The 21,414-nt window shown below is 61.7% G+C and carries 18 protein-coding genes; 8 read left to right on the forward strand and 10 right to left on the reverse strand.

Annotated elements, in window-relative coordinates; genetic code table 11:
• Positions 1–68 precede the first annotated feature (68 nt).
• Positions 69–1,583 (forward strand): threonine ammonia-lyase, biosynthetic, encoded by a 1,515-nt coding sequence (gene ilvA, locus PFLQ2_RS01125; RefSeq protein WP_003186864.1) that lies wholly within the window; start codon positions 69–71, stop codon positions 1,581–1,583.
• A gap of 178 nt (positions 1,584–1,761) precedes the next feature.
• Positions 1,762–2,190: a DUF2269 family protein gene (locus PFLQ2_RS01120; protein ID WP_003186865.1), complete on the forward strand. Its 429-nt coding sequence runs from the start codon at positions 1,762–1,764 to the stop codon at positions 2,188–2,190.
• A gap of 103 nt (positions 2,191–2,293) precedes the next feature.
• Here PFLQ2_RS01120 and PFLQ2_RS01115 read toward each other — a convergent pair whose 3' ends face one another.
• Entirely contained in the window at positions 2,294–2,950 is a 657-nt protein-coding gene (locus PFLQ2_RS01115) for an HAD family hydrolase (protein WP_003186866.1), read from the reverse strand.
• 154 nt (positions 2,951–3,104) lie between these two features.
• Between PFLQ2_RS01115 and PFLQ2_RS01110 the strand changes: the two genes are divergently transcribed.
• Complete coding sequence (locus PFLQ2_RS01110) at positions 3,105–3,584, forward strand: RNA pyrophosphohydrolase (protein WP_003186867.1); 480 nt, start codon at positions 3,105–3,107, stop codon at positions 3,582–3,584.
• 22 nt (positions 3,585–3,606) lie between these two features.
• Positions 3,607–5,886 (forward strand): phosphoenolpyruvate--protein phosphotransferase, encoded by a 2,280-nt coding sequence (gene ptsP, locus PFLQ2_RS01105; protein WP_003186868.1) that lies wholly within the window; start codon positions 3,607–3,609, stop codon positions 5,884–5,886.
• Between the two features lie 149 nt (positions 5,887–6,035).
• On the opposite strand, the gene PFLQ2_RS01100 is transcribed toward ptsP, so the two are convergent.
• Positions 6,036–6,782 (reverse strand): NRDE family protein, encoded by a 747-nt coding sequence (locus tag PFLQ2_RS01100; RefSeq protein ID WP_003186869.1) that lies wholly within the window; start codon positions 6,780–6,782, stop codon positions 6,036–6,038.
• 337 nt (positions 6,783–7,119) lie between these two features.
• Here PFLQ2_RS01100 and PFLQ2_RS01095 point away from each other — a divergent pair, with 337 nt between their 5' ends.
• The 3 genes from PFLQ2_RS01095 to PFLQ2_RS01085 all read left to right on the forward strand — a co-directional run bounded on the left by PFLQ2_RS01095 (position 7,120) and on the right by PFLQ2_RS01085 (position 9,802).
• Positions 7,120–7,902, forward strand: a complete 783-nt coding sequence (locus PFLQ2_RS01095; protein ID WP_003186871.1) for a sulfite exporter TauE/SafE family protein — start codon at positions 7,120–7,122, stop codon at positions 7,900–7,902.
• A 68-nt stretch (positions 7,903–7,970) separates the two neighbouring features.
• Positions 7,971–8,780, forward strand: a complete 810-nt coding sequence (gene lgt / locus PFLQ2_RS01090; protein WP_003186874.1) for a prolipoprotein diacylglyceryl transferase — start codon at positions 7,971–7,973, stop codon at positions 8,778–8,780.
• Positions 8,781–8,830: 50 nt separating this feature from the next.
• A complete protein-coding gene (locus PFLQ2_RS01085; RefSeq protein WP_003186876.1) occupies positions 8,831–9,802 on the forward strand; it encodes a thymidylate synthase in 972 nt (323 codons plus the stop codon).
• 150 nt (positions 9,803–9,952) lie between these two features.
• Here the strand turns inward: PFLQ2_RS01085 and cadR are convergent, their stop codons facing one another.
• On the reverse strand, positions 9,953–10,399 hold the full coding sequence (gene cadR, locus PFLQ2_RS01080; RefSeq protein ID WP_003186877.1) for a Cd(II)/Pb(II)-responsive transcriptional regulator: 447 nt from the start codon (positions 10,397–10,399) through the stop codon (positions 9,953–9,955).
• Positions 10,400–10,483: 84 nt separating this feature from the next.
• On the opposite strand from cadR, the gene PFLQ2_RS01075 reads away from it, so the two are divergent.
• Positions 10,484–12,703, forward strand: coding sequence for a heavy metal translocating P-type ATPase (locus tag PFLQ2_RS01075; protein WP_003186878.1), 2,220 nt, complete (start codon positions 10,484–10,486; stop codon positions 12,701–12,703).
• A 247-nt stretch (positions 12,704–12,950) separates the two neighbouring features.
• Here PFLQ2_RS01075 and PFLQ2_RS01070 read toward each other — a convergent pair whose 3' ends face one another.
• The 7 genes from PFLQ2_RS01070 to PFLQ2_RS01040 form a co-directional block, all read right to left on the reverse strand.
• On the reverse strand, positions 12,951–15,998 hold the full coding sequence (locus PFLQ2_RS01070) for an efflux RND transporter permease subunit (protein WP_003186879.1): 3,048 nt from the start codon (positions 15,996–15,998) through the stop codon (positions 12,951–12,953).
• Entirely contained in the window at positions 15,995–17,059 is a 1,065-nt protein-coding gene (locus PFLQ2_RS01065) for an efflux RND transporter periplasmic adaptor subunit (RefSeq protein WP_003186880.1), read from the reverse strand. The genes PFLQ2_RS01070 and PFLQ2_RS01065 overlap by 4 nt, the downstream gene beginning before the upstream one ends.
• Positions 17,056–18,159: an efflux RND transporter periplasmic adaptor subunit gene (locus PFLQ2_RS01060; protein ID WP_003186881.1), complete on the reverse strand. Its 1,104-nt coding sequence runs from the start codon at positions 18,157–18,159 to the stop codon at positions 17,056–17,058. Before PFLQ2_RS01060 ends, PFLQ2_RS01065 begins: the two co-directional genes overlap by 4 nt.
• A 219-nt stretch (positions 18,160–18,378) precedes the next feature.
• Positions 18,379–19,260, reverse strand: coding sequence for a transporter substrate-binding domain-containing protein (locus tag PFLQ2_RS01055; RefSeq protein WP_003186883.1), 882 nt, complete (start codon positions 19,258–19,260; stop codon positions 18,379–18,381).
• Positions 19,257–20,039, reverse strand: coding sequence for an amino acid ABC transporter ATP-binding protein (locus tag PFLQ2_RS01050; RefSeq protein WP_003186884.1), 783 nt, complete (start codon positions 20,037–20,039; stop codon positions 19,257–19,259). Before PFLQ2_RS01050 ends, PFLQ2_RS01055 begins: the two co-directional genes overlap by 4 nt.
• Complete coding sequence (locus PFLQ2_RS01045) at positions 20,036–20,695, reverse strand: amino acid ABC transporter permease (protein WP_003186885.1); 660 nt, start codon at positions 20,693–20,695, stop codon at positions 20,036–20,038. Before PFLQ2_RS01045 ends, PFLQ2_RS01050 begins: the two co-directional genes overlap by 4 nt.
• Positions 20,676–21,341, reverse strand: coding sequence for an amino acid ABC transporter permease (locus PFLQ2_RS01040; protein WP_003186886.1), 666 nt, complete (start codon positions 21,339–21,341; stop codon positions 20,676–20,678). The genes PFLQ2_RS01045 and PFLQ2_RS01040 overlap by 20 nt, the downstream gene beginning before the upstream one ends.
• Positions 21,342–21,414: the final 73 nt, after the last annotated feature.

The following is a 21,414-nucleotide window of genomic DNA, read 5'->3' on the forward strand; positions in this document are numbered from 1 at the left end:
GTGGTCGCCCAGCCAAAAGCCGGGTTAGACTCCTTGACCCTGCCCAACCCGCTCAGTGATGCTTTCCGATGCTTGAACAGTACGTCAAAAAGATCCTCACCTCGCGCGTTTACGACGTTGCCGTAGAAACCCCGCTGCAGACTGCTCGCCAGCTTTCCGAGCGACTGGGCAACACCATTTGGCTCAAGCGCGAAGACTTGCAGCCGGTGTTCTCGTTCAAGATTCGCGGGGCCTACAACAAGCTGACCCAGCTCAGCGACGAAGAGCGCGCGCGCGGCGTGGTCACGGCTTCGGCGGGCAATCATGCCCAGGGCCTGGCCCTGGCGGCCAAGGTGCTGGGCGTGAAAGCCACCATCGTGATGCCCAAGACCACCCCGGAAATCAAGGTCGAAGGGGTGCGTTCCCGTGGCGGCAAAGTAGTGCTGCATGGCGACTCGTTTCCCGAGGCCCTGGCCTATTCGCTGAAGCTGGTCGACGAAAAGGGCTACGTCTACATTCACCCCTATGACGATCCGCACACCATTGCCGGGCAGGGCACGGTGGCGATGGAAATCCTGCGCCAGCACCCGGGGCCACTGGATGCGATCTTCGTCCCGGTGGGCGGTGGCGGGCTGATCGCCGGGATCGCCGCCTACGTCAAATACCTGCGGCCAGACATCAAGGTCATCGGCGTCGAGCCGGACGACTCCAATTGCCTGCAAGCCGCCATGGCTGCCGGCGAGCGCGTGGTATTGCCGACGGTGGGGCTGTTTGCCGACGGTGTCGCCGTGGCGCAGATCGGTGAGCACACCTTCGATATCTGCAAGCACTACGTCGATGAAGTGATCACCGTCAGCACCGACGAAATCTGCGCAGCCATCAAGGACATCTACGACGATACCCGCTCGATCACCGAACCTGCCGGCGCCCTGGGCGTGGCCGGGATCAAGAAATACGTCGAGTCGCGAGGCGTCAGCGGCCAGACGCTGGTGGCGATCGACTCCGGCGCCAACGTCAACTTCGACCGCTTGCGCCACGTCGCCGAACGCGCCGAACTGGGTGAGGGCCGCGAAGCGATCATCGCCGTGACCATTCCGGAAAAGCCAGGCAGCTTCAAGGCGTTCTGCGAAGCCGTCGGCAAGCGCCAGATCACCGAATTCAACTATCGCTACAACACCGGCAGTGAAGCGCACATCTTCGTGGGCGTGCAGACACACCCGGAAAACGACCCGCGCAGTGCGCTGATCGCCAGCCTGACCGCGCAAGGCTTCCCGGTGCTGGACCTGACCGACAATGAACTGGCCAAGCTGCATATCCGTCACATGGTGGGTGGGCATGCGGCTCACGTCATCGACGAAGTCGTGCTGCGCTTCGAATTCCCGGAGCGCCCGGGCGCACTGTTCAATTTCCTCAATAAGCTGGGGGGGCGCTGGAACATTTCGATGTTCCACTACCGCAACCATGGCGCGGCGGATGGCCGTGTGGTCGCTGGGCTGCAAGTGCCGCACGACGAACGCCACCTGGTGCCGGCCGCCCTCGAAGAGATCGGCTACCCGTACTGGGATGAAAGCGATAACCCGGCGTATCAGTTGTTCCTGGGGTGAATCCCGCAATTGCGACTCTTTGGACTGGGGACTGGGTGGACCTGTGGTGAGGGAGCTTGCTCCCGCTTGAGTGCGAAGCGCTCACCGCTTCTGTTGGAGCCGCTTCGCGACCCAGCGGGAGCAAGCTCCCTCGCCACAGAGGTCTAAGCTGCTGAACAAGTCATAAGGAAATCGAACGATGGAAACGTTGACCGCGCTGAAAATTGCTCACGTTGTGGCCACGGTGTTGTTGCTGGCGGGCGCCCTCGGGCTGGCCATTTGGGTCTGGCGCACGCGCCGCAACGGCGACGCCACGGCGCCGGCGCGCACGCTGCAACGTCCTCGGCTGTTCATCTGGCTGGTGATGATCCTGGCACTGGCGAGCCTGCCATTTACCGGCTGGTGGATGGTGCATCAGGTCGGCTGGCCTTTGGGCCAGACTTGGTTGCTGGCTTCCAGTGTGCTCTACACCGTGGCGGCGCTGGCTGGGTTCTGGCTATTGGTGCGGTTGAACAAACTGCGCCAGCTGTCGGCGGCGGGCAGTGGCAAATTCACCTTGGCTTTGGCGCTCTTCAGCGTTGTCTGCTTTATCGCCATTGCGGGGTTGATGGGGGCCAAGCCGGTTTAAGGCTTTAGGCCGTGTCGCCCCTTTCGCGAGCAGGCTCGCTCCCACAGGGATTTGCGTCGCTCACAAAATCCTTGTGGGAGCGGGCTTGCTCGCGAAAGCGATTTCAGCCACGCAGACTGATCACCGGCCAGCCCCGCTTCTCGGCCTCAGCCCGAAGATTCGGATCCGGGTCCACCGCCACTGGGTGCGTCACCACCTCCAACAGCGACAGATCATTCATCGAATCGCTATAAAAATAGCTGCCGTCGAGCGAATGCCCGGTTTCTTCCAGCCAACGGTTCAGCCGGGTCACCTTGCCCTCGCGAAAGCACGGGATATCGGTGCTGCGCCCGCTGTAGCGACCGTCGATCATTTCGCATTCGGTAGCGATCAGGGTCTCGACCCCCAAGCGCTCGGCAATCGGCGCGGTGACGAAGCGGTTGGTGGCGGTGATGATCACCAGTTTGTCGCCAGCGTCACGGTGCTTTTTCAGCAGCTCGATAGCCTGGGGCAACACGATGGGCTCGATGCAGTCACGCATGTAGTCCTGGTGCCACTGTGCCAGCACCTCCATTTCGGTACGGCCAAGTATTTCCAGGCAAAAATTCAAGTACTCGGCGTTGTCGAGCTTGCCGGCCAGGTAATCCTGGTAGAACTCGTCGTTGCGCGCCTTGTACGTGACGGCATCGAGAAAGCCGCGTTCGCACAGGTAATCGCCCCAAGCGTGATCACTGTCGCCACCCAGCAAGGTGTTGTCCAAGTCGAATAAAGCCAGCCGCATTGCAGTTACTCGCTGAAAAATCTTGAGAAAGGCGTCCAGAATACGGACTTTTCACAAGAGTGCACATAAGGTGGTGGCCTGCGAGGTTAGTTCATTGCTGCCTTCACAACCTTTGTGGAACAATGCGGCGACATGCGTTTGCGAGGTTGTTGCCGTGATCGATCCCGATGGTTTCCGTCCCAATGTGGGGATCATTCTTACGAATGATGCTGGGCAGGTGCTATGGGCTCGCCGTATCAATCAAGACGCCTGGCAGTTTCCCCAGGGCGGGATTAACCCCCAGGAGACGCCGGAAGAGGCCTTGTACCGCGAGTTGAACGAAGAAGTGGGGCTTGAGCGAGAAGATGTCGAAATACTCGCCTGTACCCGAGGCTGGTTGCGCTATCGTTTGCCGCAACGCCTGGTCAGGACGCACAGTCAACCGCTGTGCATCGGCCAAAAGCAGAAATGGTTTCTCCTGCGCCTGATCTCCAACGAGCAGCGGGTGCGGATGGATTTGACCGGTAAACCGGAGTTCGATGGCTGGCGCTGGGTCAGCTATTGGTATCCGTTGGGCCAGGTGGTGACATTCAAGCGCGAGGTGTATCGACGCGCCCTAAAAGAGCTTGCCCCGCGCCTGCTGACGCGCGACTGACGACGGAGTTCGACCCCGAGCCATGCTCAATACGCTGCGCAAGATCGTCCAGGAAGTTAACTCCGCCAAGGATCTCAAGGCGGCGTTGGGGATTATTGTGTTGCGCGTCAAAGAGGCCATGGGCAGCCAGGTCTGCTCGGTCTACCTGCTGGACCCCGAGACCAACCGTTTTGTGTTGATGGCTACCGAGGGCTTGAACAAGCGCTCGATCGGCAAGGTCAGCATGGCGCCCAATGAAGGTCTGGTCGGCCTGGTCGGCACGCGCGAAGAACCCCTGAACCTCGAAAATGCCGCGGATCACCCGCGCTACCGTTACTTCGCCGAAACGGGCGAAGAGCGCTACGCGTCGTTCCTCGGCGCGCCAATCATCCACCACCGGCGCGTCGTCGGCGTGTTGGTCATCCAGCAAAAAGAACGCCGCCAGTTCGACGAAGGTGAAGAAGCCTTCCTCGTGACCATGAGCGCGCAACTGGCCGGGGTTATCGCCCACGCCGAGGCCACCGGTTCGATCAGCGGCCTGGGTCGCCAGGGCAAGGGCATCCAGGAAGCCAAGTTCGTCGGCGTACCGGGGTCACCGGGCGCGGCGGTAGGCACGGCGGTGGTCATGTTGCCACCGGCCGACCTCGATGTGGTGCCGGACAAGACCATCAGCGACATCAATGCCGAACTGGGGCTGTTCAAGACTGCCATCGAAGGCGTGCGCGCCGACATGCGCGCCCTGTCGGCCAAGCTGGCAACGCAGCTGCGCCCAGAAGAGCGGGCGCTGTTCGACGTCTACCTGATGATGCTTGACGATGCCTCCCTGGGCAGCGAAGTGACCACGATCATCAAGACCGGCCAATGGGCCCAGGGTGCCTTGCGCCAAGTGGTGACTGATCACGTCAATCGTTTCGAACTGATGGACGACGCCTACCTGCGTGAGCGCGCCTCCGACGTCAAGGACCTCGGTCGGCGCTTGCTGGCCTACCTGCAGCAGGAACGCCAGCAGACCCTGGTCTACCCGGACAACACCATCCTGGTCAGTGAAGAACTGACCCCGGCCATGCTCGGCGAAGTGCCTGAAGGCAAGCTGGCGGGATTGGTTTCGGTACTGGGCTCGGGCAACTCCCACGTGGCGATCCTGGCCCGGGCCATGGGCATCCCGACGGTGATGGGCCTGGTGGACCTGCCGTATTCCAAGGTCGACGGCATCCAGATGATCGTCGATGGCTATCACGGCGAGGTCTACACCAACCCCAGCGACGTGCTGCGCAAGCAGTTCGCCGATGTGGTGGAGGAAGAAAAGCAACTGTCCCTGGGCCTGGACGCGTTGCGAGATTTGCCTTGCGTGACGCTCGATGGCCACCGCATGCCGCTGTGGGTCAACACCGGCCTGCTGGCCGACGTGGCACGGGCGCAGAAGCGCGGTGCGGAAGGCGTCGGCCTATACCGCACCGAAGTGCCGTTCATGATCAACCAGCGCTTCCCCAGCGAAAAGGAACAGTTGGCGATCTACCGCGAACAACTGGCCGCGTTCCACCCGCAACCGGTGACCATGCGCAGCCTGGACATCGGCGGCGACAAATCCCTGTCTTACTTCCCGATCAAGGAAGACAACCCGTTCCTCGGCTGGCGCGGGATTCGCGTGACGCTCGACCACCCGGAAATCTTCCTGGTCCAGGCCCGCGCCATGCTCAAGGCCAGCGAAGGCCTGAACAACCTGCGCATCCTGTTGCCGATGATTTCCGGCACCCATGAGCTGGAAGAAGCCCTGCACCTGATCCACCGGGCCTGGGGTGAAGTGCGCGACGAAGGCACCGACGTGCCGATGCCGCCGATCGGCGTGATGATCGAGATCCCGGCAGCGGTGTACCAGACCAAAGAGCTGGCACGGCAAGTGGATTTCCTGTCGGTGGGCTCCAACGACCTGACGCAGTACCTGTTGGCCGTGGATCGCAACAACCCGCGGGTGGCCGACCTGTACGACTACCTGCATCCGGCTGTGCTGCAAGCCCTGCAGAACGTGGTGCGCGACGCCCATGCCGAAGGCAAGCCGGTGAGCATCTGTGGTGAAATGGCCGGTGACCCGGCAGCGGCGGTGCTGCTGATGGCGATGGGTTTCGACAGCCTGTCGATGAACGCCACCAACTTGCCGAAAGTGAAGTGGATGCTGCGCCAGATCAACCTCAGCAAGGCCCAGGAACTGCTGGCGGAAGTGATGACCATCGACAATCCGCAGGTGATCCACAGCTCCTTGCAACTGGCGCTGAAAAATCTCGGGTTGGCGCGGATGATCAACCCGGCTTCGAACAAAACCCTCTGAAGAGCACCCTGTGGCGAGGGAGCTTGCTCCCGCTGGAGTGCAAAGCACTCCCGATTGCGGTTATATCGTTAAGACCAGTGTCAGCAAAATTGCGACTGCTTCGCAGCCGAGCGGGAGCAAGCTCCCTCGCCACAGGTCATTGCTGCCCTTCAGACTTTTAGTTCAACCTCCCCCAAATGCCCCCCATGGGGCCCGAAGCTGCGCTCGACCAGGTGCCGCGTCCCATCGGCATGGACGATCAGCGCCGTGCTCGCCCGCGTCCCGTAGGCGGGGCTGGCAATGAACACACTCGACAACAGCGTCTCGGTCGCCAGGCCCACGCCCGTGTCCGGCAGCTCGGCCACCGGGGCGGGTTGCGGGTCGTTCAGCAGGGCCAATAGCGCCTCTGGCTGCGGTTCGTCCAGCACCTCGACCAGCGCCGCCCGGGCCTTGAGCAATTTGGGCCAGGGCGTGTTCAGTCCGGCGTTAGACAGGCCATAGACTCCTTCGGCCAACTGCTGCGGCCGGGTATCGCGAGCGTTGAAGTGCCACAGCTGCGTGCCGTCGCCGAGTAGCAGATTGAACCCGCCAAATTCGCCAGCCCGAGGCACCACTTCGCTGAGATACTCGGCAATGGGCAGGTTGCCGCTCAGAAAGCGCGCCACCAGCTCACCGCGCGACTTGAATGCCGGCAACTGGCCAGGGTCACGGATGTTGGTCAGCGCCGCAAAGCGACCGTCGGCGCCAACGCCCAGCCAAGTGCCGCCGGCCTCGAGATCGCGACCGGCGTGGACGTGAGGCGCATCAGGCCATTGGGCCAGTGGCGAGGTCGGGCGCGCGTAGAACTCGTCGCGGTTGGCCGCCACGATCAGCGGCTGGGCGTGGCCAGGCCGCCAGGCAAATACGATCAGGCACATCAAGTCGTCCCGTTAACAATGCCAATCCCGTTGAAAGGATAGAGCCAGACACACAGCTTTTGTGACGAGGGCGCTTGCTCCCGCTGGGCTACGAAGTAGACCCAAAATCCAGAGGCCAGTTAGTTCAGACAATTGATCTGGACTTTATTGGGAGGGCTTCGCCCTCCAGCGGGAGCAAGCTCCCTCGCCACAACAGCAATTCGCCATCCAATATATCCAGGGTCCTCAGGCCACTCTACCCACACATCGCCCCCACATCCATCGCCTTCAGTGGAGCGCGGGACCCAGGATCCGGTACCATGCCGCTCTTGTTTCGGGGATGGCTGGGGAGACGCTGGTGGAATTTGTGCTCTATCTGCTGCTCGGCGCCTGTGCCGGCGTGCTGGCCGGGCTGTTCGGCGTGGGTGGCGGGATGATCATCGTCCCGGTGCTGGTGTTCAGTTTCACCTTGCAGGGTTTCGACCCTCAGGTGTTGACGCACCTGGCCGTCGGCACGTCCCTGGCGTCGATCATCTTCACGTCAGTCAACGCCGTGCGCGAGCATCAGCGCAAAGGCGCGGTGCGCTGGCCAATTTTTGCCTGGATGACCGTCGGGATCCTGATCGGTGCAGGTTTTGGCGCGATCACCGCCGAAGCGATTTCCGGCCCGCTCCTGCAAAAGATCATCGGCGTGTTCGCCATGATCGTCGCCGCGCAACTGGCCCTGGATTTCAAGCCCAAGGCCAGTCGCACGGTACCGGGAAAGGTCGGGCTGTCCCTGGCCGGCATCGTGATCGGCTGGGCTTCGGCGATTTTCGGCATTGGCGGCGGTTCGCTGACCGTGCCGTTCCTGACCTGGCGCAGCGTGCCGATGCAGCAGGCAGTGGCGACCTCGTCGGCCTGCGGTTTGCCGATCGCCCTGGCCAGCGCGTTGAGTTTCATGATTCTAGGCTGGCACGATCCGCTGTTGCCGGCTCATAGTCTCGGTTTTGTGTATTTGCCGGCGTTGTTGGGCATTGCGCTGACGAGCATGGTCTTCGCCCGCTTCGGCGCGCGACTGGCCCATCGCTTGTCGCCGCGCTTGCTCAAACGGCTGTTCGCCGCTTTGCTGTTCTGCGTGGGACTGACTTTCCTGTTCTGACGCAATCCTGGCTTAATCCCGAGGTGGCAGCGTCGCCCGGGTATTTTTGACGTTTACGAGGAATATCAATGCTGCCTTACCCGCAGATCGATCCGGTGGCCCTGGCCATCGGCCCGCTGAAAATCCACTGGTACGGCCTGATGTACCTGATCGGCATCGGTGGCGCCTGGCTGCTGGCGTCGCGCCGACTCAACCGTTTCGATCCGACCTGGAACAAGGAAAAGCTCTCGGACCTGGTGTTCTGGCTGTCCATGGGTGTGATCGTCGGCGGACGCTTGGGGTATGTCTTGTTCTACGACCTGAGCGCCTACCTGGCCAACCCGACACTGATCTTCGAAGTCTGGAAAGGCGGCATGTCGTTCCACGGCGGGTTCATCGGCGTGATGCTGGCGGCGTTGTGGTTCGGCAAGCGCAACAACAAGTCCTTTTTCGAACTGATGGACTTCGTCGCGCCGATGGTGCCGATCGGCCTGGGTGCCGGGCGCATTGGCAACTTTATCAACGCCGAGTTGTGGGGCAAGCCGACCGATGTGCCGTGGGCAATGATCTTCCCACCGTTCAGCGATCCGGCGCAGTTGCCGCGCCACCCGTCGCAGCTGTACCAGTTCGCCCTTGAAGGCGTGGCATTGTTCCTGATTCTGTGGCTGTTCTCGCGCAAGCCGCGGCCGACCATGGCGGTGTCGGGTATGTTCGCGCTGTTCTACGGGACCTTCCGTTTTATCGTCGAGTTCGTCCGCGTACCGGACGCCCAGCTCGGTTATCTGGCGTGGAACTGGCTGACCATGGGCCAGGTGTTGTGCCTGCCGATGATCGTGGGTGGCCTGGCGCTGATCTGGCTGGCTTATCACCGTGCACCGGCTGCGGCGGCCAAGGTTTAAAAATTCGAGCCCCGAGGCGCTGGCCTCGGGTTCAAGGACACAGGTAACCCATGAAGCAATATCTCGATCTGGTGGCCCACGTCATCAAGAACGGCACCAAGCAAGCCAACCGCACCGGTGTGAACACCATCAGTTTCCCCGGCGCCATGCTGCGCTATGACTTGAAGGATGGCTTCCCGGCCATCACCACCCGCAAAATGGCCTTCAAATCGGCCATTGGCGAGATGTGCGGCTTTCTGCGTGGGGTCAACAACGCCGCCGAATTCCGTGCCCTGGGCTGTAAGGTCTGGGACCAGAACGCCAACGAAAATGCCCAATGGCTGGCCAACCCGTTCCGCCAGGGCGAAGACGACCTGGGCGAGATCTACGGCGTGCAGTGGCGCAAGTGGCCGGCCTACAAACAGATTCCCCTGAGCAACCCGGCGGCCATCGAGCAAACGCTGGCCCAGGGTTACCGGAAAATCGCCGAAGGTGAAGAAAACGGCCTGGCCTACGTGGTGCTGTATAAGGCCATCGATCAGGTGCGTCAGTGCGTCGACACCATCATCAAGGATCCGGGCAGCCGCCGTATCCTGTTCCACGGCTGGAACTGCGCCCAGCTCGATGAAATGGCCCTGCCGCCGTGCCATTTGCTCTACCAGTTCCACCCGAATGTCGAGACCAGGGAAATTTCCCTGACCCTCTACATCCGCTCCAACGACCTGGGCCTGGGCACGCCGTTCAACCTCACCGAAGGCGCTGCGTTGCTGAGCCTGATCGGTCGCCTGACCGGCTACACGCCACGCTGGTTCACCTATTTCATCGGTGATGCCCACGTCTACGAAAACCACCTGGACATGCTCAACGAACAGCTCACGCGCGAGCCGTTCCCGATGCCGAAACTGGTGATTTCCGAGCGTGTGCCGGCGTTTGCCAAGACCGGCGTGTACCAGCCGGAGTGGCTGGAATTGGTCGAACCGAGCGACTTCTCCCTCGAAGGCTACCAACACCACGCGCCGATGACCGCGCCGATGGCGGTCTAACCAACACCACCTCTCTGCTGTGGAAGTGGGCTTGTGTGGGAGCGGGCTTGCTCGCGAATGCGGTGTGTCAATTGGCAAATATGCAATCTGACACACCGCATTCGCGAGCAAGCCCGCTCCCACATTGGATTTCCTGGGGGTTCAAGGCACTCAATGCCCATGACTCCTCCCCACATGTGAATGCTCCACCTCCGGCGCCACCGCCCCGCTGATCTCCAACCGCTGCAAGATCCCGCATTGATCCAGGTCCGGTCCTTCGCCGCAGCGATGGCGCAGGTCGATCAGTTGCGTTTGCAAGGCCAACAGGCCGTCGATGCGAGCCTTGACGTGGAGGATGTGTTCGTCGATCAGCGCGTTGACGTTTTCACACTGGTCCTGGGGGCTGTCGCGCAGGGCCAGGAGGCTGCGGATTTCCTCCAGGGTCATGTCCAGGGTGCGGCAGTTACGGATGAACGTCAGCCGTTCGGCATGGGCCTGAGTGTAGACGCGGTAGTTCCCATCGCTGCGAGCCGGCTCCGGCAATAAGCCCTCACGCTCGTAATAACGGATGGTCTCGACCTGGCAGTCGGTGATCTTCGCCAGTTCTCCGATCTTCATGGTGTGCCTCGCAAATAGGTGCTTGACCCTATAGTGGCTACAGGGTCCTTACTGTGCAACAGGCACTTTTCACGGACGTCACCGATGAGCGATTCCCTTCATATCCACAAACCCGACCACGGCCATGACCATGGGCACTCATGCTGCTCGTCGAAAGCGGCACCGTCGGTGGTCAACCTTGGCAAAGCTCCGACGGACGGCGCGCGGCTGAGCAATTTTCGCATCGAAGCCATGGACTGCCCCACTGAACAGACGCTGATCCAGAACAAGCTCGGCAAGCTTCAAGGCGTGCAGCAATTGGAATTCAACCTGATCAACCGCGTGCTCGGCGTGACCCACGATTTGCCCAGCGACGCGCCAATCATCAAGGCCATCGAGTCCCTGGGCATGCAGGCCGAGCCGTTGATGCCCGGCCAGGAGCAAAAAACCAACGACTTGCCCGCTCCGGCCAAGCCTTGGTGGCCGCTGGCGCTGTCCGGCATTACCGCCCTTGGTGCCGAGGTCATCCACTTCACCAACGCCGCGCCGAACTGGGTGGTGGCCGTGATAGCGCTGGTTTCGATTCTCAGCGGCGGCCTCGGCACCTACAAGAAGGGTTGGATCGCCCTGAAGAACCGCAACCTGAACATCAATGCCTTAATGAGCATTGCCGTGACCGGCGCAGTGCTGATCGGTCAATGGCCGGAAGCGGCGATGGTGATGTTTCTGTTCACCGTCGCCGAGTTGATCGAAGCCAAATCCCTCGACCGGGCGCGCAACGCCATCAGCGGCCTGATGCAGATGGCCCCGGAACAGGCCACGGTGCAACAGGCCGACGGCAGTTGGCAATTGCGGGAGGTCAAGGCCATCGCCCTCGGTGCACGGGTGCGGGTACGCCCCGGTGAACGCGTGGGCCTGGACGGTGAGGTGGTCGCCGGACGCTCAACCATTGACCAGGCGCCGATTACCGGCGAAAGCCTGCCGGTGGAAAAAACCGTGGGCGACAAGGTGTTTGCCGGCACCATCAACCAGGCCGGCGAACTGGAATACACCGTCACCGCCGCCGCTGATCATTCCACCCTGGCGCGAATCATTCACGCAGTGGAACAGGCCCAGGGCTCCCGGGCGCCAACCCAGCGCTTCGTTGACCGATTTTCGACAATCTATACCCCAGCGGTATTTGCCCTGGCCTTGGCCGTGGCCGTCATTGCACCGCTATTCATGGGCGCGGCATGGTTCGACTGGATCTACCGGGCGCTGGTACTGCTGGTGGTCGCCTGCCCCTGTGCGCTGGTGATTTCCACGCCGGTAACCATCGTCAGCGGCCTCGCCGCCGCAGCGCGCAAGGGCATCCTGGTCAAGGGCGGCGTCTATCTGGAGGGTGGTTACAAGCTCGATTACCTGGCGCTGGACAAGACCGGCACGATCACCCACGGCAGACCGGTGCAAACCGACTTCGTAGCGCTGGACCCAGCGGTGGCAAGCAGCGCCCCGGCACTTGCCGCCAGCCTTGCTACCCGCTCCGACCACCCCGTATCTCGCGCCATTGCCTTGGCGGCTGTGGATAAGCAAACGGTAGCGCAGGCTGTGGATAACTTTGCAGCCCTGCCGGGACGCGGCGTGCGCGGCGACATCAACGGCCAGACCTATCACCTGGGCAATCATCGCCTGGTAGAAGACCTGGGCTTGTGCTCCCCAGAGCTGGAAGCAAAACTTTTCGCCTTGGAAAAACAGGGCAAGTCGGTGGTCCTGCTGCTCGACGGCACGGGGCCGCTGGCGCTGTTCGCCGTGGCCGATACAGTGAAGGACTCCAGCCGCGAGGCTATCCGGCAATTGCATGAGCTGGGCATCAAGACCTTGATGCTCACCGGCGACAATGCCCATACCGCCGAAGCGATCGCCGCCCAGGTGGGCATGGATCAGGCCCGGGGCGATTTGTTGCCGGAGGACAAGCTGCAAGCCATCGAAGCGCTCTATGCCCAGGGGCACCGCGTCGGCATGGTTGGCGACGGCATCAATGACGCCCCAGCGTTGGCCCGCTCGGAAATCGGCTTCGCCATGGCGGCGGCCGGTACTGATACGGCCATCGAGACCGCCGATGTCGCCCTGATGGACGATGATCTGCGCAAGATTCCGGCATTCATTCGCCTGTCGCGCCAGACTTCCAGCATCCTCAAGCAGAACATCGCCCTGGCGCTCGTCATCAAGGCGATCTTCCTCGGCGTGACCTTTGCCGGGTTCGCGACCATGTGGATGGCAGTGTTTGCCGACATGGGGGTGAGTTTGCTGGTGGTGTTCAATGGGTTGCGGTTGTTGCGTAAATAAGGATTCAGGGTGGCTGGACTGGCCTCATCGCGAGCAAGCTCCCACAAGGATCTTCAGTGAACACCTACTCTGTGAACAATGGAGACCCCTGTGGGAGCGGGCTTGCTCGCGAAAGCGGTGGGTCAATTGACGAAGATGTTGGCCGATACGACGCATTCGCGGGCAAGCCCGCTCCCACAGTTTTAAAGTCGTTCACAGAAAACGCGTCCGCCATGAGTTACAGCGGGAGCAACCTCCCTCGCCACCCTCAATCGCGCTTCGGCTCGCGGATCTTGTACCAGGCCACATAAAGCGCCGGCAGGAACAGCAGGGTCAGTAGCGTGGCGATGATGATGCCGCCGATCATCGCGTAGGCCATCGGCCCCCAGAACACCTCACGGGCAATCGGGATCATCCCCAGGCTCGCCGCGGCTGCGGTGAGCAGGATCGGCCGACGCCGGTGCTCGGTGGCCTCCACAACGGCATCCCAAGGTTCGTACCCGTCGCGCTCATATTCATCGATCTGGGTCACCAGGATCACCGAGTTGCGGATGATGATGCCGATCAGCGCGAGAATCCCGAGGATCGCCACGAAGCCCATGGGCGTGCCCGTCGGCACCAGCGCCAGCACCACGCCAATCAGGCCAAGGGGCGCGACGCTCGCCACCAGGAACAGCTTCTGCACGCTATGCAGCTGGATCATCAGGAAGGTCGCCATCAAAAACAGCATCAGCGGCACGACGCTGGCGATAGGCCCTTGGGCCTTGCTGCTCTCCTCCACCGTACCGCCGGTGGCGACCTTGTAGCCCACCGGCAGGCCGGCGGCGAACTTGTCGATATCAGGCTGCAATTGCTTGACCAGGTCGGTGGGCTGGATCTCATCGCGCACCGCTGCCTTGATGGTGATGGTCGGCTTGCGGTCGCGACGCCATACCAGCGGCTGCTCCAGCTCATAACCCACCGTGGCAAATGCCAGGAGCGGGATCGAGGTGCCGCTCGGCGTGACGATTTGCAGGTTTTGCAGGGTTTCCGGTGAACCACGCTCGGCATCTTCGGCCCGGCCAACCACGTTGATCAGGTAGATATCGTCGTCGACCTGGGTTACCGGCGAACCGCTGACAATGCTGTTCATCAGCCTGGCTACGTCATCGGAAGACAGACCCAATTGCCGCGCCTTGTCCTGGGCGATGTCGATGCGCAGCACTTTGCCCGGCTCGTTCCAGTCGTAAATGATCTCACCGATGTGCGAATTCTTGTCCAGCTCGGTGGCCAGTTCGATGGCGTGCTTGCGGACCTGGTCGATGTCCTTGCCACTGACCCGGTATTGGATCGGCCGGCCCACCGGCGGGCCCATTTCCAGCGCCTGCACGTAGCTGCCAATCCCGACAAAGTCGTCGCGCAAGCGTTTTTGCAAGCGCTCGGTCAGGGCCGTGCGCGACTCCAGGCCTTTACTGACGATGACCAGTTGCGCGTAGTACGGATTCTGCAATTGTTGATCCAGCGGCAGATAGAAACGAATCGCACCTTCGCCGATATAGGTGCTCCAGCGCTCGATATCCGGGTCCCCCTTGAGGGTCGCCTCCAGCCGGTCGACGACCCTGCGAGTCTCATCCATCGAGGCATTCTGCGGCAGGTTGAGGTCGACCAGGATTTCCGGCCGGTCCGAGGACGGAAAGAACTGGTTCTGCACGAAACGCATGCAAAACACCGCCAACACGAACAGCAGCACCGTGATGCCGATGGCCCACCAGCGATTGCGCATCGCCCACAGCAGGCCGCCGTTGAACGCCCGACCGATCCGCCCCGGTTCGGCGCTGTGGGGTTTGATGTTGGTGCTGAGGATGTGCACACCGATCACCGGCGCAAACAGCACCGCGACGATCCACGACACCAGCATCGCCACGGCAATCACCGCGAACAGCGTGAAGGTGTACTCGCCGGCGGAACTGGCATTCAGGCCGATGGGTACGAAACCGGCGACGGTCACCAGGGTCCCGGTGAGCATCGGGAACGCCGTCGAGGTATAGGCGAAGGTCGCGGCCTGGTCCTTGGAATCGCCTTTTTCCAGACGCGTGACCATCATCTCCACGGTGATCATCGCGTCGTCCACCAGCAGGCCAAGGGCGATGATCAACGCGCCAAGGGAGATCCGCTGCATGGTGATGCCGCTGTACTCCATGAAAAGGAAGACCATCGCCAACACCAGCGGAATCGAGCAGGCCACCACCAGCCCGGCGCGTATGCCGAGGCTGATGAAACTGACCACCAGCACGATGATCACCGCCTCGAACAAGGCGCTGGTGAAGCCGCCGACCGCTTCCTCCACCACTTCGGCCTGGTCCGATACGGTATGCACGCCAACACCCACGGGCAGGTCGGCGGTCAGGTCATTCATGCGCGCATGCAACGCCTTGCCGAATTCCTGGATATTGCCACCCTTCTTCATCGCGATAGCCAGGCCAATGGCCGGTGTACCGTTGAAACGGAACATCGGTGTGGCGGGGTCGACGTAACCACGCCGGATGTCGGCGATATCAGCCAGTCGATAGAACCGGTCGTTGAGTCGCAGGTTGACGTTGGCCAGGTCTTTTTCCGATTGGAACTGCCCGGACGTACGAACGGAAATCCGCTCGGGCCCGGCGTCGATGACACCGGCGGGCGTCACGGCATTCTGCGATTGCAGGCTCTGCACCACCTGGCGCTGATCGATGCCCAGGGCCGCGAGTTTGCGCGTGGAGAAGTTCAGGTACAGCACTTCATCCTGCTCGCCCACCATCTCGACCTTGCCCAGGCCCGGTACGTCGCGGATCTCGGCGCGCACCTGCTCCACGTAGTCGCGCAACTGGCGCATCGACAGGCCGTCGCCCGTGAAGGCATACACCGAACCGTACACATCGCCAAATTCATCGTTGAACCCCGGTCCCTGCAAGCCTTCGGGGAAATCGCCGCGAATGTCATTGATCTTCTTGCGCACCTGGTACCAGATCTCGGGGATTTCCTTGGCGCCGGTGGTATCGCGCAGGTACACGAAAACCGTTGATTCCCCTGGCCGGGTGTAGCTTTTGACGTAGTCGAGGGAATCGAGCTCCTCGAGTTTTTTCTCGATGCGGTCGGTGACCTGCTTGAGGGTTTCTTCCTGGGTCGCGCCGGGCCAGCGCGTCTGGATGACCATGGTCTTGATGGTGAACGATGGGTCTTCTTCGCGCCCCAGGTTCAGGTAAGAAAACACGCCCATCAGCAAGGCGACAAACATCAGGTACCAGACGAAAGACTGATGCCGCAGGGCCCACTCGGATAAGTTGAAAGGCCCTTTCATCGTGCTTCCTCGTCGAGTTTCACTTTCTGCCCCGGCTTGAGGCTGTTTACCCCCGCGCTGACGACACGATCGCCGGCCTTGATGCCGTCGGCCACCAACGCCGAGCTGGCCGAACGCTCGATAATGCGCACATCGCGGGGCGAGACAGTCTGGTTTTGCGGGTCGATCAGCCAGATCCGTGTCTTGCCGTCGATTTCCTGCAGGGCGCTGAGCGGTAGCTCGATACGCGGCTCGATGGCCGAGCTCAGGGTCACGCTGATTGCCGTGCCCAGGCGAAAACCGGGCGGCGTATCGGTGAGCGTCAAGCGTGCCCGGCGAGTGCGAGTGGCGCTTTGGGCCTGGGGCTCGATTTCCCGCACGATGGCGGTGGTGCGAGTTTGCGGATCCAGTTGCGCGGCGACTTCGAACACCACGTCCTCGGGCAGGCGCTCGGCGAGCCCGGCCGGCAGGTCGATCACCGCTTCCTTGATGTCCGGTCGGGCCAGGGTCACTACTTGCTGGCCAGCGGTGACAACCTGCCCGGCTTCGGCATTCCAGGCCGTGACGACCGCATCGTGGTCGGCGCGCAGTTCGCTGTAGTTGAGCTGATCGCGGGCCTGGTCCACCGAAGCACGGGCCTGTTCGAGGGCGGCGCCGGTGGTCTTCAGGTCGGTCTGGGCGATATCCAGTTGCGCCTGGGCGCCGACGCCGCGATCGAATAACTGCTGCTGACGCAAAGCATTGGCCTGGGCATTGATGTATTGGGCCTCGATCCGCGCCAGATCGCCCTGGGCGGCACGCAATTGGTTCTGTTGATCGGTAGGGTCGAGGGTGGCAAGCAGGTCCCCCTTCTTCACCTCGGCGCCGACATCGACGTTACGGCTGGCGATCCGTCCTGGTACGCGAAAACCTACATTGGTTTCGTAACGCGCCTGGATATTCCCGGCGAACCGGCCAAGGGCCTGCTGATCCAGAGCCTGGGCCTCGACGAACAATACTGGGCGCACCGGCTCAGGTGGCGCTTCTTCCTTCGAGCAGGCCGCCAGCAGCAAGCCGACCGGGACCATCCATGCACGGTTCATGGCTGGACTCCTGTCGAGGATTTTTCGGAGGTGTTTTCAGCGATCTCAACGCGCACGCCGGGATGCAGCAATTGCCCACCGGCGATCACTATTTTCTCCCCACCCTTGAGCCCGTCGCTGATGATGACCTTGCCGGTCAGGTAACGGCCGACGGTGACCGTGTGCAACTGCGCTCTGCCCTCGCCGTCCACCAGCCATACGGCCGGGTCACTGAGATTCTTGGTCAGTGCCGACCAAGGCAACTCGACAGCAGTCTTGCCAGCGGACTTGGCGGTGGCGCTGACCACCGACCCCAGGCGCATGCCTTCGGGTAAATCCTTGAGGGTGACCTTGACCTGCACCGTGCCGGTCTGCGCAGACACCGCCGGGGTGATCTCGCGCACCGTACCGGTGGTCTGGATGGCGGGGTTGTCCAACAAACTGATGACGATGGCCGGGTCCGATGGCGGTTCGCGCAGCAGCGACTCGTAGATATTGAATACCGCGTCGCGCTCGCCGTCCCGGGCCAGGCTGAAGATCGGCTCCGTGGCTTGCACAACCTGGCCGACCTCGGCCTGGCGCGCCGTGATGATGCCCGGCGCTTCGGCGATCAGCGCGGTGTAGCTCAGCTGTTCACGGGCGTTGGCCAACTGGGCCTGGGCGGCGGTCAGTGCGCTCTGGCTGCTGCGCAGTTGAGCCTGGGCCGCGTCGTATTCGCTCTGGCTGGTGTAGCCCTTGGGCAAGAGTTTCTGCTGGCGTACGAACGCCGCCGCACTCTGCTTGACCCGTGCCTGCTCGGCGGCCACCTGGGCCTCGGCGGAGTCGACATTGGTCTGCAAGTCCCGAGGATCGAGCCGGGCCAGCACCTGCCGGGCCGAGACTCGGTCACCGACATCGACCTTGCGCTCGATGATCTTGCCACCCACGCGAAACGACAAGTCGGCCTGTACCCGCGCCTGGACATCACCGGTGAGCGTCACCGAGGCGGCGTATTCGCTGGGCACGGCCTGCTGCACAAAAACCCGCGGCAAGGCTTTTTCCTCGGGCTTTTTATCGCCACAGCCCATCAACAACGCGCACAAGCCCAGGCCAACTGCCAGTTTGATTCGAGGACCAGCCATGCAGACTCCTTTGCGCTGTACGGACGTACCAGTGACGATACGACTGTGAGCTTAGAACAGGGTTCCTTCCATGGACAGGATCAACAAGGGCAAAGGCGATCGGCCAATCGCGAGCAAGCCCGCCGCCACAGTTGACCGAGTCGTCCAATGGACACGGTCTGATGTGGGGGCGGGCTCGCTCGCAAAGACAATCGGAGGATCAACGCATCCTGAAGGGAATCATCCCTGCCATTTGCCCCCTTCTACAATCACACTCTCAGGCCGGGTGTCATCGCTCAGTTCCTTGCGCACGTACTGGTCATACAGCTTGAGCAGATACTTCTCCTCGCCCAGCTTTGCCAACTCGGTGTTGACCCAATCCCGCAGCTCGATGTTGCCCTTCTTCACCGCCGGTGCAATCGGCGCTTCGGCGCCCAGCGTCTGGCTCAGTACACGGTAACCAGGGTTCTGCTTGGCCCAGCTGAACAGCACCAGATTGTCCTGGGCATAGGCGTCGCCACGGCCGTTGGCCAAGGCTTGCAAGGACTCTGAGTTTTTTTCGAACTTGAGCAGCTTCCAGTCCGGGTGATTCTTGGTCAGCCAGATGTCCGCCGTGGTGCCGGTGGTGACGATGGTGGTGCGGGTCGCCAGGTCATCCAGGTTCTTCACTTCACTGGCCTGGGGCACCAGCGCCTGTACCGCGACTTTCAGATTGGGGTTGGTGAACTCCACCGCCTCCTTGCGCTCCGGGGTCACAGTCATGTTGGCCAGGATCAGGTCGACCTTGTCGCTTTGCAGGAAGGGTATCCGGCTCGCCGGTTCAACCGCGACGAACTCGACCTTGTTTTCATCGCCGAGCAGGTCCTTGGCGAAACGGCGACCGATGTCGGTATCGAAGCCGACGTAACGCCCCGCTTCATCGACGAAGCCGAAGGGTGGCTTGTCGGTGAAAACGCCGACGATCAGCTTGTCCCGTGCCTTGATCTTTTCCAGGTAGCTGGCCGGCGCAGTGCTTTGGCTGGCGGTTTTCGGCTTCGGCGGTTCTTCGGTCTTGTTGCAGCCGGCCAGCAATGCGAGGCCGAGCAGCGGCAGTAGCAGCAGGGAAGACTTGGCAGTTTTCATAGCAGTTCCAGTTCCTTTGTTTGAGTCGTTTCAGGTAGTGCGGCGACGTAGGAGAACTTCTCCAGGAACTGCTGCGCTCGTGCGGTTTGCGGGTTCGTAAAGAAAATCTCGGGAGGGTTTTGTTCAAGGATCCGCCCGCCATCCATGAACACGATGCGGTCAGCCACGGCGCGGGCGAAGGCCATTTCGTGGGTAACGATCAGGAGCGTCATGCCTTCGCGGGCCAGGCCCTGGATGACTTCCAATACTTCCTTGACCATTTCCGGGTCGAGGGCAGCGGTGACCTCATCAAACAGAATGACCTTGGGATTCATGCACAGCGAACGAACGATGGCGATGCGTTGCTGCTGGCCGCCGGAGAGCTGGCGCGGGAACGCGTCGCGCTTGTCCAGCAAGCCCACGCGGGCCAACAACGCTTCGGCCTGGACGCGAGCCTCGCGGCGGTCGCGCTTTTGCACTTTGACCGGGCCGAGCAGCAGGTTATCGAGCACGCTCATGTGCGCGAACAGGTGATAGCTTTGGAACACCATGCCGATCTGCTGGCGTACTTCACGCCAATCGGTGCCCTTGTCCAGCAACTCGCGACCGGCGAACACCAGGCTGCCGCTGTGGGCGACTTCCAGGCCGTTGAGGCAGCGCAGCAAAGTACTTTTACCGCAACCGCTGGGTCCGAGTATGACGATCACTTCGCCGGCCTTCACTTGCAGGTCGATGCCGTCGAGCACTTGCTGCTCGCCGAAGAATTTGTTGAAGCCCTTGAACTCGATCAATGTGCTCATGCTTGCGTCCAGCGCCGTTCCAGCACACGGGACGCGGCCGAGAGCGGATAGCAGATAAAAAAGAAAAACAGGAACAGCGCGCCGTAGATCAGCACGGATTCATAAGTGCGCTCGATGATTTGCTGACCGACCTTGATCACATCCACCACACCGATCAGCACCGCCAGGGAGCTGGTCTTGATGATGCGCGTGTAGACATTGATGGTCGGCGGGGTCATGCGTTTAAGCGCCTGCGGCAGCAACACGTAGCCGTAGAGCTGCGGGTCGTTCAAGCCGATCGACAATCCTGCCTCGCGCTGGCCACGTGGCAGCGAATGCAACGCGCCGCGCACCACTTCGCCCACTTCGCTGGCGCCCCATAAAGACAGCACCAGTACCGCGCACCAGAAGCTTGGAATGCTCAAGCCGAAAAAAATCGGTAGCCCGAAGAACAGCAAATACAACCAGACCAGCACCGGGATCGCCCGGAACAGTTCCAGGTACACCCGCAAAATGGCGTTCAACCACTTCACGTTCAGCGTGCTCAAAATGCCGTAGAGCATGCCGCCCACGGTACTGATCGCGATGCTCAGAAAGGAAATCGACAAGGTTTGCGCAGCGCCTTTGCCCAATTGCGGCAACGACACCCAGAGCAACTCAAGACCCGAACTGGCCATGTTGGAGCCTCCTTTCCAGACGACGCAACAACAGCGAGAGCGGCAAAAACAGCAGCACGCAAATCAGCGTCAGCACGGCCAGCATTTCGTAGGTCTTGTAGTAGAGCGCGATGTAGCTCTTGGTGGTGTAGAGAATCTCCGGCACCGCCACGGCGGAAACCACGGTGGTTTCCTTGAGCAGAAAAATGAAATTGGCGAACAGCGACGGCAGGCTGAGAATTCCGGCTTGCGGCAGGATCACGTAGCGCAGCAATTGGCCACGAGACAACCCGATGGAGCGACCGGATTCCAGTTGCGCCGTCGGCACCGCTTCCACGCCGGCACGCAGCACTTCGGTGAGATAGGCACCGCCCAGGAACGTCATGGTGATGATCGCCGCCGCGAAGCCCGACACCTTGATGCCCAACGCGGGCAAGGCGAAGTAGACAAAGAACAACTGAATGAGCAGCGGTGTGTTGCGCGCCAGCTCCACATACAACCCGACCAGGCGGTGCAGGTAAGGCGTGCGGAACACCAGGATCGGCGCGTTGACCAGCGCCACCAGCAGCGACGTGGCGATGGCGATGAGGCCGACCTGCAGCGTCACTCCCACAGCCTTGAGAAACGCCGGGAGGGTGCTGAGGATGAAAGCGTAATCGAAGTTCATTGAACGTCCTGGACGCCGCGCGATAAGCGGCGGTGGTGCGGTCCATAGGCAACGGGTAGCCACCTGGCAGGCA

The sequence above is a fragment of the Pseudomonas fluorescens Q2-87 genome, from assembly GCF_000281895.1.
In the GTDB taxonomy this organism is placed as follows: Bacteria; Pseudomonadota; Gammaproteobacteria; order Pseudomonadales; family Pseudomonadaceae; genus Aquipseudomonas; species Aquipseudomonas fluorescens_S.

Excerpts from the sequence above, each read along its gene's own strand:
- PFLQ2_RS01070 (WP_003186879.1), bottom strand. The coding sequence starts at position 15,998 with ATGAAAGGGCCTTTCAACTTATCCGAGTGGGCCCTGCGGCATCAGTCT.
- PFLQ2_RS01065 (WP_003186880.1), bottom strand. The coding sequence starts at position 17,059 with ATGAACCGTGCATGGATGGTCCCGGTCGGCTTGCTGCTGGCGGCCTGC.
- PFLQ2_RS01115 (WP_003186866.1), bottom strand. The coding sequence starts at position 2,950 with ATGCGGCTGGCTTTATTCGACTTGGACAACACCTTGCTGGGTGGCGAC.
- cadR (WP_003186877.1), bottom strand. The coding sequence starts at position 10,399 with ATGAAGATCGGAGAACTGGCGAAGATCACCGACTGCCAGGTCGAGACC.
- PFLQ2_RS01085 (WP_003186876.1), top strand. The coding sequence starts at position 8,831 with ATGAAGCAATATCTCGATCTGGTGGCCCACGTCATCAAGAACGGCACC.
- PFLQ2_RS01120 (WP_003186865.1), top strand. The coding sequence starts at position 1,762 with ATGGAAACGTTGACCGCGCTGAAAATTGCTCACGTTGTGGCCACGGTG.
- lgt (WP_003186874.1), top strand. The coding sequence starts at position 7,971 with ATGCTGCCTTACCCGCAGATCGATCCGGTGGCCCTGGCCATCGGCCCG.
- PFLQ2_RS01100 (WP_003186869.1), bottom strand. The coding sequence starts at position 6,782 with ATGTGCCTGATCGTATTTGCCTGGCGGCCTGGCCACGCCCAGCCGCTG.
- PFLQ2_RS01045 (WP_003186885.1), bottom strand. The coding sequence starts at position 20,695 with ATGGCCAGTTCGGGTCTTGAGTTGCTCTGGGTGTCGTTGCCGCAATTG.
- PFLQ2_RS01040 (WP_003186886.1), bottom strand. The coding sequence starts at position 21,341 with ATGAACTTCGATTACGCTTTCATCCTCAGCACCCTCCCGGCGTTTCTC.
- PFLQ2_RS01055 (WP_003186883.1), bottom strand. The coding sequence starts at position 19,260 with ATGAAAACTGCCAAGTCTTCCCTGCTGCTACTGCCGCTGCTCGGCCTC.
- ptsP (WP_003186868.1), top strand. The coding sequence starts at position 3,607 with ATGCTCAATACGCTGCGCAAGATCGTCCAGGAAGTTAACTCCGCCAAG.
- PFLQ2_RS01075 (WP_003186878.1), top strand. The coding sequence starts at position 10,484 with ATGAGCGATTCCCTTCATATCCACAAACCCGACCACGGCCATGACCAT.
- PFLQ2_RS01060 (WP_003186881.1), bottom strand. The coding sequence starts at position 18,159 with ATGGCTGGTCCTCGAATCAAACTGGCAGTTGGCCTGGGCTTGTGCGCG.
- ilvA (WP_003186864.1), top strand. The coding sequence starts at position 69 with ATGCTTGAACAGTACGTCAAAAAGATCCTCACCTCGCGCGTTTACGAC.
- PFLQ2_RS01050 (WP_003186884.1), bottom strand. The coding sequence starts at position 20,039 with ATGAGCACATTGATCGAGTTCAAGGGCTTCAACAAATTCTTCGGCGAG.